A 14,433-nucleotide genomic window follows, 5' to 3' on the forward strand; every position below is an offset into this window, starting at 1 on the left:
ACCCACGTCCGCCGCGCCGTCGAGGAGGGCGCGGGCCAGACGGGGATCCGCCGGGATCCCGGCGAGTACCTTTCCGGCGGCGGTGGCATGGCCGTCCGGAGTGACGGCACCGAGCTCGCGTAAGACTTCCATTGCCTCGTCCATGGCCTGCCGCGGCGGCGCGTCCGGCAACGCCAGGCCCTGGCCTCCGGGGGAACCCCAGCAGGCCAGCGCCAGGGCGGCGCCGGCAAGGTCCGCCACCCTGATCTCCGGGGTGGCATGCGCGGGCGCCGCACCGAACGCCTGCTGGCTGTAGCAGCGGACCACAACGCCGGGCCCCTGACGGGCGGCACGGCCCGCCCGCTGCTCCGCCGAGGCGCGTGAGCAGGACACGGTCACCAGCCCGGCCATGCCGCGGGCAGCGTCGCGCCGGGGTTCCCTGGCCAGGCCGGAGTCAATCACCAGGCGGACCCCCGGCACCGTCAGCGACGATTCGGCAAGGTCCGTGGACACGATGATCCTTGGTTTGCCGCCAGCCAAGCGGCCCGAAACTGCGCGGTCCTGTTCGGCGGCGCTGGCCTGGCCATGGAGTTCAAGGACGTCCACGGCGGCGCCCAGCCGGTGCCGCAATCCGGCCGCCACGTGGGACACCTCGCGGGCGCCGGGGAGGAAGACCAGGGCATCGGACGAAGGGTCCGTGCGCAGGGCCCGCTCCTGGGCTTCTGCTGCGGTGGTGGCGACGTGGTCCAGGAACGCGCGCGTCACCCCACGGTCATCCAGCCTGGACCCCGGGGCAGGATGCCAACGGACTTCCAGGGCGTGGAGGACCGACGGCGAGTCCACCACGGGAGCCGGGGCGGCGCCGTCGGGGTCCCCCAACAGGGCCGCGAACCGGGCGGCCTCCACCGTGGCGGACATGGCCACCACGTGCAGGTCGCCTCGCAATTGGCGCACCTCGGCGAGCATTCCCACCAGCAGGTCCGTTTCCAGGCCCCGTTCATGGACTTCGTCCAGCACGACGGCGGCAACCCCTGCCAGCCCGGGATCCGCCAGCAGGCGGCGAAGCAGGATGCCGGGGGTAACGAACTCGACGAGGGTTTCCGCTCCAGCCCGGCGCTCGCCGCGGACGGTGTAGCCCACCCTGCCGCCCAGTGGGCCGGAATCCAGGGCGGCCAGCCGCCGTGCGGCGGCACGGGCTGCGACCCGGCGCGGCTGGGTCACCACAACGCGGCCTGTTCCGGCGGCCACGTTGGCCATCAGTGGTGGCAGCAGCGTCGTTTTACCGGTACCGGGAGGGGCCTGGACCACCGCGGCGGCGGACGGGCCGCCGGCGTCGAGGGCCCTCAGGAGTTCAGGGAGGGACCGTGCAAAGGCCAGGCCCGCGCCGATGGCGGCGAGGTCAAAGGGGTGGATCTCACGGGTGGCGGACGGGCCGGAGGACAAACTCACCCGTCCATTCTGCCGCCCTGCAAAGACCCCCGCCGTTTTGCAGCGTAAACCCGGGACTGCAGGTCAAGGTTTGTTGTGGCCCTTGGCTTTGCCCTGGGGTGCTGTGACACCGGGCGGAGGACCGGGTTGCTGCTGTACGGCCGGAGCGGGAGCCGGCACGGCAGGAGCAGGTGCTTCGGGTACGGCCCCGGTGCCAGCTGAACCTGATGATGGCGTGCCGTCCGCGGACGGGGCGGCGTCCGCTGTGGGGGCCGTCCCAGCGGCAGCAGCGGTGCCGGCCGCCGCCGCCCGGGCCTCCAGTTGTCCGGTGATGTCCGCCCGCACCGCGCCCAGGGCACTCTCGATGCCGCGCAGCCGCGGGGCGGTGATCCGGCCGTCGAGGGCGGCACGGTCGAGGTCATCCTCGAGCCCGCGCACGGCAACCAGAGCGCCCTCAAGCCTGTTTTCCGCGGCCGCCTGGCTGATGCCCAGGACCCGGATCTGGAAGCCCCGCAGGGTGGCCTGATCCGTGTCGCCGGCTTGCTGCCCTTGGTAGACAGCCATGGAGCCGGCTGTGAGGGCCGCAGCGATCAGCACGGCGATACCGCTGCGGAGCAGTGTGGAACGTGACAGGCGGCGGGGTCGCCGCCCTGGCAGCGGTGCGGCTGCCGGAAACGCAGCGGGGGCCTCACCGCCGGGCAGCAGTTCAGGCAGCATGCCGGCCCCGGAGTGGGGCCAGGGACGCAGCAGGGCGCAGCGGCAGTGTGGAAACCCTTGCCGTAACCGGGGCGGCCGCGATGTCGGACAGAGCGGCGTCCGCGTGGGCACCGGCCTGCTGGCTGCGCCTGGTGGCGGCATGCCTGAGCACGCCCTGGACCGCCGCGCGCACCAAGACCGCCGCGAGCTGCCCGATGCCCACGCCCAGCAGGACATGGCCGGCCACGTACTGTCCGCCCGGTGCTGCACCGCCGTGGGGGGCTGATGCCGCAATGGCTGCTCCGCCGGCAGTGAGCATCAGTGACCAGGCAACGCCGAATACTGCGCTCATTGCTCCTGCTTCCATCGTCCGCTAATCAGCAAGCTTACGGTAATGCTCAGCAAGCTTACTACTCGGCTGTGCGGATGCAAGAACCCTGCAGGGAACCGGGACCAGGAGGCGGACGCAGCCCGCGCGGCAGTTGCTGCCCGGGCTGCGTCATCATGGAGCGGAAGTGTCAGCTGGCGGCTTCGAGCAGGCGGGCCTGCGAAAGCCCGGCGTACCGCCCCTTGAAGAACAGCAGCGGCTCCGCATCGGTCCGTGCGCTCAGGTGCCGCACGCTGGCCACCACGATGGTGTGGTCGCCGCCGTCGTACTCCGCATGAAGTTCGCAGTCGATCCAGGCGAGGGCGTCGTCGAGGATGGGATTGCCCAGGGGCGAGGACGTGTGGCTGACACCGGCGAACTTGTCCGTTCCTGAGCGGGCAAACTGGCCGGCGAGGTGCTGGTGTTCGGCCGGGAGGATGTTCACCGTGAACGATCCTGCATTACGCAGGGCGGGCCACGTACTGGAGGTCCGGGCGGGGCTGAACGTGACCAGGGCGGGCTCCAGCGACAGGGACGCGAAGGACTGGCAGGTAAACCCTGCGGGCCCCTGTGGTGTTGAGCTGGTAATTACCGTCAACCCGCTGGCGAAGGTTCCAAAAATATCGCGAAGCCGGCGGGGAGCAAGATCTGATGTGGCTGTCATTATTGGCCTCTCGTGTGGATCGTTACCTCACCAAACCATTACCCAAATCAATTCGACAAGCACCGCTGCAATGCACTGACGCGCACCGCAACGCAGCTTCATGCCGGTACCCGCGGCGTCATCTAGCGGCACTGTTACGCCGTTCATGACTGTTTCTTACCGCCCGTTGATCCGCGTGTCCTGCAATTTCGATTTGTTTATTCCGGTTTCTTCCAGGTTCGCGGCGCAGGGGCCAACAAAGCTAATTTCCCTTAGAACCGAATTGAAAAATGACGCTGCGGGGAAATTCCGTTTTCCCTTGCCGTCATATTCTTCCGCCATGCACCCGCCCCGAAAGAGATACCGGCATGACATCAGCAGAACCCGAAGCGCGGCCGCGCCCCACCCATCCGCAACGGGCCGTGGACTCATTCGTCCTGGAACTGTCCGCCCGCCACCCGGAAATCGAGGCGTTGGCCCCGGCGCCGGAAACCGGTCCCTACCGTTACGACGCCTCGACGGTTAAGACGGCAGGGCTCAACGCCGGGGCTGACGGTCCCGCCGTCGTCTTCCCCGCCAGCGCCGGCCAGGTGCAGCAGGTGGTGCGGCTTGCCGCTGAACTGGGCGTCACCGTGGTTCCCCGCGGCGCCGGCACCGGGCTGTCCGGCGGAGCCACCGCCGCCGCCGGACAGGTGGTGGTGTCCACCGAACGCCTGACGAAGGTCATCGAGATCTCGCCGCTCGACGAAGTGGCAGTGGTTGAACCAGGCATCATCAACGCTGAACTTAATACACGCCTGGCGTCGCACCGACTGTTCTATGCCCCAGATCCCGCCAGCTTCGACATCTCATCGATTGGCGGCAACATCGCCACCAACGCCGGCGGGCTGAGGTGCGCCAAGTATGGCGTGACCCGTGAATCCGTCCTGGCCCTCGAAGTCGTCCTCGCCGACGGAAGCCTGGTCAGCGTGGGGCACCGGTCCATCAAGGGCGTGACCGGGCTGGACCTGACGTCGCTGTTCGTCGGCTCGGAGGGGATCCTGGGAATCGTGGTCAGGGCCACCGTCCGGCTGCGGCCCATCCCGGTGGCCCGGAAAACCGTCACAGCGTTCTTTGACAGCACGGCAGCCGGGGCCAAGGGCCTCTCCGCCATCACCCTTTCCCCCGTCCGGCCCGCGGCCATCGAGTTCTTCGATACCCCCAGCCTGGACAACATCGACAGCCATTCCGGAACCGGCCTCCGCGGCCGCGGCGCCGCGCTGATCCTGATCGAACTCGACGGCTACGGCATTGAGGAACAGTCCACGGACCTTGCTGCCGCACTCACCGCCGCCGGCGGCCGGGTCGCCGTGGAATCGGACGACGACGGCGTGCGGCTCTGGGAACTGCGCCGCAGCGGACGCGGCCTTCCGCAGGACAAGTGGTACATCGGCGAGGACATTGCCGTTCCGAAGTCCCGGCTCCCCGAGGTCTACGCAGCTTTTCCGGCGCTGGAAGCACGGTTTGGCGTGGACATCTCCGCCGTATCGCATGCCGGGGACGGCAATCTCCACCCGCTGATCACCCTGGACAAGCGCCCCGGCGACGACCCCTCCGCCCCACCGGCGGCACTGCAGGAGGCCGCCACCGAACTGGTCCGCGTGGCACTCTCGCTCGGCGGCACCGTCACCGGCGAACACGGCATCGGCAGCATCAAGCAGGACTGGGCCGCTCTGGAACTGTCCCCGCGGATCCGCCAGGCACAGCACGCCATCAAATCAGCGCTGGACCCGCACGCACTGCTCAATCCCGGCAAAGCCATCTAGCCCAGCGGGCCACCCACCACTTCCACCAGGAGAACTCCCATGACCCCCATCGAATTCCGCCGCCGCGTCTTCCTCGCCGGCATCACCGCCATCACCGGCTCCGCCGTCCTCACCGCATGCGGCGGCCCCGCGGCCACCAGCTCCGCCGACGCCGGAACCCCGGTTGACGGCGGAAACATCACCTTCCTCATCCAGGGCTATGACACCGGCTGGGTCTCGAGCAAGACGTCCATTTCCAGCTACGAGGGCAACCTCTGGGGCCAGATCACGGACAAGCTGGTCTACGTCGACGACAAGGGCCAGCTCAGCCCCTGGGTCGCCGAAAGCTGGGAGGAACTCAACGGGGCCAAGGACTTCGTCCTGCACCTCAAGGACGGGGTGACTTTCTCTGACGGGACACCCCTGGACGCGGCCGCCGTCGTGGCCAACCTCAACGCCTGGGCCAAGGGAGCCCCGGACCGCGGCGTCAGCAAGGTGGGCCTCTTCCCGTCCAGCAACTTCGTCAGTGCGGAAGCCGCGGACGCCAAGACGGTTAAGGTGTCCTTCTCCTCCCCCGCCCTGGGCTTCATCGCCACGCTCGCCTACCACGGCTGCATCCTCCTGTCCCCCAAGACCCTCGCCCTGCCGGTGGACGCCCAGGCTGACCTCGCACAGGAAATCGGCAGCGGCCCGTTCGTCCTCAAGTCCTGGAAGCAGGGCGACTCCTATGTGCTGGAGAAGCGCAAGGATTACAACTGGGGGCCGGCCGCCCTAGGCCACACCGGCCCGGCCCGGCTGGACACCATCACCTACAAGGTCATCAAGGACACCTCGGTGCGGACCTCCACTGTGGCGTCCGGCCAGGCCGAGGTCGCCTTCAACGTGGAGCCGCAGGAAATCGACACCCTCAAAGCCCAGGGCTTCACTGTGGGAACACCCAAGTACCTGGGCTTCGTGGACGGCTTCCAGGTCAACACCCAGGCCTTCCCCACCAACGATCCCAGCGTCCGCCAGGCCATCCAGCACGGCATCGACCGTGAGGAGATCCGCAGCACCGTCTACACGGAGGACTGGGATGCGGCCACCACGTTCATCCAGGGCAACGTCCCGGAGGCCGGGGACTACAGCAGTGCCTTCGCCTTCGATGCGGACAAGGCGAAGAAGCTGCTGGACGACGCCGGCTGGAAGCCCGGTCCCGACGGGTTCCGCGTGAAGGACGGCAAGGTCCTCGAGTTCCCGCTCACGCCCAACCCGTACGTCCCCTCCACCAAGGCCGAGGACGAGCTCATCGCCCAGCAGCTGGAGCGCATCGGCATCAAGGTCAACCTCAAGGTGGTGGACGTAGCCGGTTACGCCGCCATCCAGGCCAGCCGTCCGCCGCTGTTCCAGACTTCCCGCAGCTTCGTGGACGTGGGAACGGTGGCCGGCGTGCTGACCAGCCAGAACAACGGCGAAAACTGGTTCAACCTGGGCACCAGTGACCAGAAGCTCAACGACCTGTCCACCGCGATCGCCAGCGCTTCTGACAGGGAATCCCGCAAAAAGGTGGCCGGCGACCTGCAGCAGTACGTCCTGGAACAGGGCTACTTCATCCCCCTCAACCAGCTGGTTCAGCGCCTGTACCTGATCTCGCCTTCCGTCAAGGGCGTCCAGTACAACGGCCTGGCGTACGCCAACTTCTACACTGCCTGGGTAGCCAAGTGACCAGCGGCTATGGCCGCTTCGCCCTTGCCCGGGCCGGGCAGGCGGCAGTGGTGGTGCTCCTGGCCTATGTGCTGACGTTCCTGGTCATCAGTGTCCTGCCCGGTGACGCCATCACCAACTCGCTGCGCGACCCGCAGTCCGGCCTGAGCGAAGCCGACATCCAGCGGATCGTGCAGTACTACGGTTTGGACCAGCCGGTCCTCGTCCAGCTGGCGTTGTCGCTGGGCCGGTTCCTGACCGGCGAGCTTGGCTTCTCGCTGCAGTCCAACCTGCCGGTGGCCCAGATCGTGGGTGACGCCCTGCCGTCCACGCTCACCCTGGCCAGTACTGCCCTTGCCATCGCCGTGGTCTTCGCCATCGGCATCGCCTACGGCGCGCACTACGCTCCGCCCAGATGGGCCGGCGTCCTGCGTTCCATCCCATCCTTCTTCCTGTCCGTTCCCAATTTCGTGATCGGGCTGGTCCTGATCGAGCTCTTCGCGTTCCGGCTGCACGCCTTCACCACCACCGACCCGAACAGCGCCACGGCAACCCTGTTCGCGGCCGTCACCCTCGCCATCCCGGTCTCCGCTCCGCTTGCTGAAGTGCTGATCGCCAGCCTGGACCACGAATCCCGCCAGGAGTATGCACTCGTGGCACGCTCCCGGGGCCTGGCTGAAACACAGCTGTTCGCCCGTCACCTTGTGAAGCCGTCGGCGTTGCCTTCGGTGGCCATGGTGGCCCTCATCATGGGTGAGCTGCTGGGCGGGTCCGTCATCACCGAGACCATCTTCGGCCGCGACGGCATCGGCACCGTGGTCCAGAAAGCCGTCACGGGCGAGGACCAGCCGGTCCTGCAGGCGGTGGTGTCCCTGTCCGCCGTGGTCTTCGTGGCCGTGAACCTCGCCGCGGACCTCCTTACCCCGTTGCTCGACCCGCGGGTCAACGTCAGAGAGGAAGCCAACGCATGAGCGCGGACCTGAACTTCGCCCGGCTCCGCAGCGCCGGGGCCGCCTCCCTCCGCACCCGGGCCGGCGTTCCACCCACGGTGCTCGTGTCCTTCCTTGTGGTACTGGTGGTGGTGCTGTGGTCGCTCTTCCCGTCACTGTTTACCGGTTACAGTCCCGTCAACGGTGACACCGGCAGCAAGCTCGACGCGCCAAGCCTGCAGCACTGGTTCGGCACCGACTACCTGGGGCGGGACCAGTACGCCCGGGTGGTCTACGGAACGGCCTCCTCGGTTACCAGCGCCCTCGTCGCGGTGGCCATTGGCCTGCTGGTGGGCAGCGCCATCGGCCTGGCCAGCGGGTTCCGCGGCGGCTGGCTGGATTCGACCCTTGGCAGGCTTGTGGACATGCTCCTGGCCATCCCCGGTTTCCTGCTGGCCGTGGTGATCGTCAGTTCGCTGGGCTTCCAGACCATCAACGCCGCGATCGCCACCGGGGTATCCGCCGTGGCCGTGTTCGCCCGGCTCATGCGGGCGGAGGTCATCCGGGTCCGCCGCTCGGCGTTCGTGGAAGCGTCCTACCTGGAGGGCGGCAACAGGCTCCAGGCATTGCTGACCCATGTCCTGCCCAATGCCTACCGTTCGGTGCTGGTGCTGGCGGTGCTGCAGTTTGGAACGTCCATCCTCGTCATCGCCTCCCTGGCCTTCCTGGGCTACGGTGATCCGCCCCCATCCTCGGACTGGGGCCTGCTGGTGGCCTCGGGCAAAACCTACGTCACCGCGCCGTGGCTGGTCTACGCCCCGGCCCTGGTGATTGTGGCCACGGTCCTCTCCATCAACCGCATCAGCCGGTGGCTCAGGAACAGCAAATGAGCACCTCCAACCCCGGTGGAACCACCAGAGGAAAGGACACGACAGTGCCGGAAACCAAGGCATCCCCCCTGCTCAGTGTCGAGGGCCTGCACGTCGCCTACGGCCGCCGGAAAGTGGTCCACGACGTCGGGTTCACGCTTGCCCGCGGCGGAAGCCTGGCCCTGATCGGCGAATCCGGGTCCGGGAAGTCCACCATCGCCAAGGCCGTGCTGCGGCTGCTGCAGCCCGCCGAAGCGACCGTGGACGGCAGCGTACGGCTGGCCGGGACTGAAGTCCTGTCCCTGGCGGAGCGGCAGTTCCGCCCCCTGCGCGGCCGGCAGCTCGGGTTCATCCCGCAGGACCCCGGCTCGGCGCTGAATCCGGTGCGCAGCATCGGCGCCCAGGCCCACGAGGCCGCCGCACTGGCCGGCGAACGGGACGCCGCCGCCCGCCGCCGGATGATCCTGGAGGTTTTTGACCAGGTGGGCCTGCCCGATCCTGTCCGCGTCTACGATTCCTACCCCCACCAGCTGTCCGGCGGGATGCTCCAGCGGGTGCTTATCGCCCTGACGGTTCTGCCTCGGCCGTCCCTGATCGTGGCGGACGAACCGACTTCGGCCCTCGATGTCACAGTGCAGAAGCTCATCCTGGACCTGCTGGGCGATCTGCGGAAAGAGCTGGACATCGGCCTGCTGCTCATCACGCACGACCTCGCCATCGCGGCCGAACGCGCCGATACCCTGGTGGTGCTCAAAGACGGGGCCGTCCATGAACAGGGCCCCTCGGCGCATGTGTTCGCCGCACCCCGCACGGCCTACGCCCGTGACCTGCAGGCAGACGTTCCCGCGCTGAATCCGGACCGGTACCGCAGCCAACGCCCCGGCGGGCCCCGGGACGAGCTGCTGGACGGCACGACGGCGGACGCCACCACCGCGGAAAGGCCGGCGCAGATCGCGGTCACCAAAGTCACCAAGAGCTTCCGGACGCGCGGCAAGGAGGTGCGCGCCGTCGATGGAGTCTCCTTCGCCGTCGAACGGGGTAGAACCCACGCCCTGGTGGGCGAATCGGGCTCCGGCAAGACCACAGCTGTCCGGCTGCTGCTCGGACTGGAACAGCCGGACAGCGGCAGCATCACGGTGGGCGGCCACGCCACTGCCGGCCTTTCCCGGGCCGGCCTGCGCGACGTGCGCCGCCACCTGCAGCTGGTTTACCAGAACCCGTTCACATCGCTGGACCCCACGTGGCGGGTGGGCAGGATTATCCGGGAGCCGCTGGACCGGTTCGGTGTGGGCAGCACGGCTGACCGCGCGGACCGCGTGCGGGATGCCCTGCAGTCGGTGGGCCTGCCGGCGGACGTGGTGGACCGCCGCCCCGCCCAGCTCTCCGGAGGCCAGCGGCAGCGCGTGGCCATCGCCCGCGCACTGGTGGTCCGTCCTGACGTCGTGGTCCTCGACGAGCCGACGTCGGCCCTGGACGTCAGCGTGCAGGCCGGCATCCTGGAGCTGCTGGCCCGGCTCCAGCGGGACCTTGGACTGACCTACGTGTTCGTCTCCCATAACCTTGCCCTGGTGCGGCAGGTGGCGGATACCGTCTCAGTGCTGCGCCGCGGCCAGGTGGTGGAGCACGGCACGGTGGACCAGGTCTTCGACCGGCCGCAGCACCCCTACACCCGGGCGCTCCTGGACGCCATCCCGGGCACCTCCGGATTGGCGCTGCCCGCCGTGGCGGAGGCTTCCCCGGAACACGACAACATCCAGAAACTAGCAGAGGCAGCATTATGACTTTGACCCCCACCACAGCCGCCCGCCCGGACTCCCTGCGGAAGCCCGCCCTGATCGCCGGGTTCACCGCCCCCAAGGGCTTCGGGGATGCCACCCTGCGGGACAAGCGGGAGGACGCCATCGAGTTGCTGGGCGGCGTCCCGGACCCCGGCGTCCTTCCGGCGGCGGAGCTGGCCGCCGCCACGGCAAGGATCCTCTCGAAGCCCGGGCTGCCGTCCCTGCAGTACTCGCGCACCGAAGGCATTTCGCCCCTGCGCGAGTGGATCGCAGACCGCGAGGGCGTGCCCGTCGAGCGGATCATCATCACCAACGGCGGATTCCACGGCCTGTCCCTCGGGATCCAGACCGTCGTGGAGCGCGGCGACCTCGTAGCCGTGGACAACCCGATCTTTCCGCTGTTCCTGCGCGGGCTGCAGCTCTCCGGAGCCCGGACCCTGCCCGTGACAGTGGGTGCCCACGGCATCGACGTGGACGAGCTGGAAGACAAACTGCGCCGGGGCGCCCGGCCCTCAGCCCTGTACACGGTGCCGGACTTCCACAACCCTTCCCAGGGCACACTCCCCGCTAAGGAGCGCACCAGGCTGGCCGGGCTCGCGGAGCACTACGGATTCGTGGTCCTGGCCGACAACCCCTACCGCGAGCTCTGGTATTCAGGCGGGCCGGTGAGCGTGGATGCCTTCAACCACTCGGACCACGTCATCCACATCAACACCTTCACCAAGACCCTGGGACCGGGCCTGCGGCTGGGCTGGCTGGTGGCACCGGAGCGCCTGCTGCCGGACCTCGTGGCACTGCGGAGCCGCCAGGATTCACACAGTTCCACCCTGGTGCAGGCGGTGGTGGGCGAAGCCCTGACGGCGGACCCGGGCCTCTTCGATGCGACGCTGGGCCGGGCACGCGGGCTGTACCGCACCCGGGCCGAAGCACTGATTGCGGCACTGGAGAGGGAGGCTCCCGGAGCGTTCAGCAGCGTGCTCCCCGGCGGCGGGCTCTTCCTGTGGCCGCGGCTGCGCGACGCCGGCATCGATCCGGACCTCCTGGCGGCAGCGGCCAGCGCCGAAGGCGTGGAGTACCAGCGGGGTTCGTTCTTCGCCTCAGGGCCGGGCACCGGCTCCGACCGCCACCTGCGTTTTGCGTTCGGCGACGTGTCCGTTCCCCGGCTCGAGGAGGCCGCAGCCCGGCTGGGACGGGCGCTGAAGAGCCTCTGAACACGTAACAACACGGGCCTGCGACGCGGGTCAGTCCGGCTGCCCCCGCAGGTCCAGGGCTTCCAGGAGCCGGCGGACCGATCCGCCCAGGTTCCAGTCGGTGGCGATACGTTCCAGTTCCTCGCGCCGTTCCCCGGCCACCGGTTCCAGCATGGCGCCGGCTTCCTCCACGGCGGGCAGCTGCAGGTCCCGCACCAGGCGGACGACGGCGGGGGCTGCTTCGAGGTACGCGGCCGCGGCGGACAGCCGCGCCTTCACCGGTCCGGACACGCCGCCGTCGGGACTTTCCGCCGCCGCCAGGAGGGCATCCAGGGTGCCGTACTTGAGCAGCAGCGACGCCGCCGTCTTCTCGCCGATGCCTGCAACGCCCGGCAGGCCGTCGGACGCATCACCGCGCAGGGTGGCGTAATCGGCGTACTGCTGCGGCAGGACCTTGTACTTGGCCACGATGGTTTCCTCCGTGCAGACCTCCAGGTTCCGCATGCCGCGCGCCGTGTAGATCACCCGGACCTGCCGATCGTCGTCGCACACCTGGAAAAGGTCCCGGTCCCCGGTGACAACGTCCACGGGCATGGACGCGTGGGTGGCGTAGGTGCCGATGACGTCGTCGGCCTCATGCTCTGCTGCGCCCACGATGGCGATGCCGGCGAGCTCCAGGGCCTCCCGGATCATCGGCAGCTGCGCCTCCAGCGCATCGGGCACCACTTCAACGTCGGTGCCGCCGGGGTTGGCCTCAGCCACCCGGTGCGCCTTATAGGTGGGGACCAGGTCCACGCGCCACTGCGGGCGCCAGTCATCGTCCCAGCAGGCCACCAGGTGGGTGGCGTGGTAATCGGAGGTGAGCCGGGCAATCATGTCCAGCAGGCCCCGGACGGCGTTGACCGGCGTTCCGTCTGCACGCCGGATGGTGTCGGGAAGGCCGTAGAAGGCACGGAAGTACAGTGAGGCAGTGTCGAGCAGCATCAGGCGCTGGGGCATACCTGATCCTGCCATGGAACCGCCCGGGATGGTGGCAGCGGCGGGAGGCGGCCGCTGCCCGCGCCTAGAAGGACGGAGCCGTGAAGCCCAGCCCCAGCAATCCCCGGCCGGCCTGTTCCAGGATGGGATCGAGGCCCAGGGTGGGATGGTTCAGCAGCACGCCGACGTCGCGCTGGATGCGCTGCAGAGGATGGCTGAGCCGGTGGGCGCTGCCGCCCGAGCCGGCGAGGACCACCCGGACGGCTTCCTGCGCTGCCTCGGCGCTCAGGGCGAGTGAGAGCCGGAACGCCGCCCTTTCCCCTTCCGGCAGGCCTGACACCGGGAGGCCACCGGACTCCGGCTGGACCGTAGCCGCCACGACGGAGAGCCCCGCTTCCCAGTGCAGTTGCGCCGAGGCCACCAGTCCGGCGGCCCGGGCGTAGCGTGCCTGCGCCAGCGGGGACTCGGCCTGGCGGAATTCGACGCCGTTCTTCACCTTCGGCGCGAGCAGTTGCCCACGGAACAGTTCCACCGCATATTCGGCGGAGCCCAGTGCCGCTGCCGGGGCCACCAGGTTCAGCAGTGTGGCCATCGGGGTGCGGATCAGGGGATCTGAATGGATCAGGCTGCCGGGGTTGTCCGCCGAGCTGAGGAGCGCCCAGTCCATGACCCGGTATTCCGGGACGAACAGATCCGTGGCGCGCAGATCGTTGCTGCCCGTGCCCCGGAGCCCGTCCGTGTGCCAGGCATCAACCAGTTCCAGGTCCGCGAGGGGAACCAGCGCCTGCAGCCTCTGGCCGTCCTGCTGGACAGCCAGCAGCGCCCACTCTGAATGCATGATGCCGGAGGCGAAACTCCAGTGGCCCAAGACCGCGTAGCCGCCGGGTACCTTTCGGGCAGTACCCACCGGCGCGGCGGTGGCGGCCGCAAGCGGCATCCTGCCGCCCGCAAAGACCTCATCCTGCACCCGCTGCGGCCAGCGCGCCAGCATCCAGACATGCTCGGCCAGATGGCCCGCAGTCCAGGCCGTGGAGGCGCATCCCCGGGCCAGGTGTCGGACCGCCTCGCCGTACGTCTCCGCGCCCAGTCCATAACCGCCCACCGCAGCAGGCGCCAGGATCCGGAAAACCCCCGCGGCGTTGAGACTGGCAACGGTGGCATCCGGCAGGCGGCGCAACCCTTCGGTTTCTTCGGCCGCCGCCCGCAGGGCGGGAACCAGCGCCGCCACACGGGTGAGCATTTCTTCGTGGCCGGGCACCTCCCCGGCATCCTTCGCCGTGTTGCGTACGACGGCGGCAGGTCCGGCACCTGCGCCAGGGCCCGGCGCCACGCGCGGGTCAAGGTCCAGGGTATGGGCGGTACGGTCACGTTTGGCGGCCAGGTAGCGGCTGTTCGCGGCGGACAGGTGGACACCTGTGGGAACCTTCTCGCCGACGCCAATGCCAAGAGCGATCAGCTGCCCGGCTTTGTCCGGGTTGTTGCTCAGGAGCCGGATGCTGGTGGCGCCCAAGGCTTCCAGCATCTGGGCCGCGGCGGAGTAGTCCCGCTCGTCTTCGCCGTGGCCCAGTGCGAGGTTGGCATCGTAGGTGTCCAGGCCCTGGTCCTGCAGTTCGTAGGCGTCGAGCTTCGCGTACAGGCCGATGCCGCGGCCCTCCTGCCGGAGATAGAGGAGGAATCCGCCGGCATCCGTGATGGATTCGGCAGCTTCCCGCAGCTGCGGGCCGCAGTCGCAGCGCTCGCTGCCGAACACATCGCCGGTCATGCATTCGCTGTGGAGGCGGACCATCGGTTCCCCGCCCAGGAGGGCCTGCTCCCACGGCCCAAGAGCAAGCAACAGGTGCTCCTTCCCGTCTGCCAGACCGTGGAAGGTGAGGATCTCCGCCGTCGTGGAATAGCCGTCCGGGAAACGAAGCGGGACGGTGACACGGCTGCGCACCGTGGCCGCGGGGAGGGCGGCGTGCGGCAGCGGGGCGTGGGCAACAGCGGTCATGGGGAGTCCTCGGCTATCGGAAACGATCAATACTTGAAGCTTTAACTAAATCCTACGCCTGGTTAGTTCAATGTTCAAGCATTTGCGTCTTCCGGTGACACTTCCACCGAGAATGTTCC

12 protein-coding genes are annotated in these 14,433 nt (G+C 68.7%); 6 read left to right on the top strand and 6 right to left on the bottom strand.

Annotated features, from left to right (window positions below; all coding sequences use genetic code 11):
- From UC32_RS18755 to UC32_RS18770, 4 genes are all read right to left on the bottom strand, one after another.
- On the bottom strand, positions 1–1,422 hold a 1,422-nt coding region (locus tag UC32_RS18755), incomplete at its 3' end, for a helicase-related protein (protein ID WP_045732724.1).
- A 69-nt stretch (positions 1,423–1,491) separates the two neighbouring features.
- Positions 1,492–2,124 (bottom strand): hypothetical protein, encoded by a 633-nt coding sequence (locus UC32_RS18760; RefSeq protein WP_045732687.1) that lies wholly within the window; start codon positions 2,122–2,124, stop codon positions 1,492–1,494.
- Positions 2,114–2,455 (bottom strand): hypothetical protein, encoded by a 342-nt coding sequence (locus UC32_RS18765; protein WP_045732688.1) that lies wholly within the window; start codon positions 2,453–2,455, stop codon positions 2,114–2,116. Before UC32_RS18765 ends, UC32_RS18760 begins: the two co-directional genes overlap by 11 nt.
- A gap of 166 nt (positions 2,456–2,621) precedes the next feature.
- Complete coding sequence (locus UC32_RS18770; RefSeq protein ID WP_045732689.1) at positions 2,622–3,134, bottom strand: flavin reductase family protein; 513 nt, start codon at positions 3,132–3,134, stop codon at positions 2,622–2,624.
- A 347-nt stretch (positions 3,135–3,481) separates the two neighbouring features.
- On the opposite strand from UC32_RS18770, the gene UC32_RS18775 reads away from it, so the two are divergent.
- The 6 genes from UC32_RS18775 to UC32_RS18800 are packed head-to-tail and all read left to right on the top strand — an operon-like array spanning position 3,482 to position 11,367.
- Complete coding sequence (locus UC32_RS18775) at positions 3,482–4,918, top strand: FAD-binding oxidoreductase (protein ID WP_045732690.1); 1,437 nt, start codon at positions 3,482–3,484, stop codon at positions 4,916–4,918.
- A 39-nt stretch (positions 4,919–4,957) separates the two neighbouring features.
- Entirely contained in the window at positions 4,958–6,601 is a 1,644-nt protein-coding gene (locus tag UC32_RS18780) for an ABC transporter substrate-binding protein (protein WP_045732691.1), read from the top strand.
- Complete coding sequence (locus tag UC32_RS18785; protein ID WP_045732692.1) at positions 6,598–7,551, top strand: ABC transporter permease; 954 nt, start codon at positions 6,598–6,600, stop codon at positions 7,549–7,551. The genes UC32_RS18780 and UC32_RS18785 overlap by 4 nt, the downstream gene beginning before the upstream one ends.
- A complete protein-coding gene (locus UC32_RS18790; protein WP_152642666.1) occupies positions 7,548–8,399 on the top strand; it encodes an ABC transporter permease in 852 nt (283 codons plus the stop codon). Before UC32_RS18785 ends, UC32_RS18790 begins: the two co-directional genes overlap by 4 nt.
- Positions 8,396–10,159, top strand: a complete 1,764-nt coding sequence (locus tag UC32_RS18795; RefSeq protein ID WP_045732693.1) for a dipeptide ABC transporter ATP-binding protein — start codon at positions 8,396–8,398, stop codon at positions 10,157–10,159. The genes UC32_RS18790 and UC32_RS18795 overlap by 4 nt, the downstream gene beginning before the upstream one ends.
- Complete coding sequence (locus UC32_RS18800; protein ID WP_045732694.1) at positions 10,156–11,367, top strand: aminotransferase-like domain-containing protein; 1,212 nt, start codon at positions 10,156–10,158, stop codon at positions 11,365–11,367. Before UC32_RS18795 ends, UC32_RS18800 begins: the two co-directional genes overlap by 4 nt.
- A gap of 30 nt (positions 11,368–11,397) precedes the next feature.
- On the opposite strand, the gene UC32_RS18805 is transcribed toward UC32_RS18800, so the two are convergent.
- Entirely contained in the window at positions 11,398–12,345 is a 948-nt protein-coding gene (locus tag UC32_RS18805; protein WP_200896418.1) for a 5'-3' exonuclease, read from the bottom strand.
- A 64-nt stretch (positions 12,346–12,409) separates the two neighbouring features.
- Complete coding sequence (ribA, locus tag UC32_RS18810; protein ID WP_045732696.1) at positions 12,410–14,314, bottom strand: GTP cyclohydrolase II RibA; 1,905 nt, start codon at positions 14,312–14,314, stop codon at positions 12,410–12,412.
- Positions 14,315–14,433 lie beyond the last annotated feature (119 nt).

The sequence above is a fragment of the Pseudarthrobacter chlorophenolicus genome, from assembly GCF_000962805.1.
Classification (GTDB): Bacteria; Actinomycetota; Actinomycetes; order Actinomycetales; family Micrococcaceae; genus Arthrobacter; species Arthrobacter chlorophenolicus_A.

Coding starts and splice junctions, on each gene's coding strand:
- UC32_RS18790 (WP_152642666.1), top strand. CDS start 7,548: ATGAGCGCGGACCTGAACTTCGCCCGGCTCCGCAGCGCCGGGGCCGCC.
- UC32_RS18780 (WP_045732691.1), top strand. CDS start 4,958: ATGACCCCCATCGAATTCCGCCGCCGCGTCTTCCTCGCCGGCATCACC.
- ribA (WP_045732696.1), bottom strand. CDS start 14,314: ATGACCGCTGTTGCCCACGCCCCGCTGCCGCACGCCGCCCTCCCCGCG.
- UC32_RS18760 (WP_045732687.1), bottom strand. CDS start 2,124: ATGCTGCCTGAACTGCTGCCCGGCGGTGAGGCCCCCGCTGCGTTTCCG.
- UC32_RS18770 (WP_045732689.1), bottom strand. CDS start 3,134: ATGACAGCCACATCAGATCTTGCTCCCCGCCGGCTTCGCGATATTTTT.
- UC32_RS18795 (WP_045732693.1), top strand. CDS start 8,396: ATGAGCACCTCCAACCCCGGTGGAACCACCAGAGGAAAGGACACGACA.
- UC32_RS18775 (WP_045732690.1), top strand. CDS start 3,482: ATGACATCAGCAGAACCCGAAGCGCGGCCGCGCCCCACCCATCCGCAA.
- UC32_RS18800 (WP_045732694.1), top strand. CDS start 10,156: ATGACTTTGACCCCCACCACAGCCGCCCGCCCGGACTCCCTGCGGAAG.
- UC32_RS18805 (WP_200896418.1), bottom strand. CDS start 12,345: ATGCCCCAGCGCCTGATGCTGCTCGACACTGCCTCACTGTACTTCCGT.
- UC32_RS18765 (WP_045732688.1), bottom strand. CDS start 2,455: ATGAGCGCAGTATTCGGCGTTGCCTGGTCACTGATGCTCACTGCCGGC.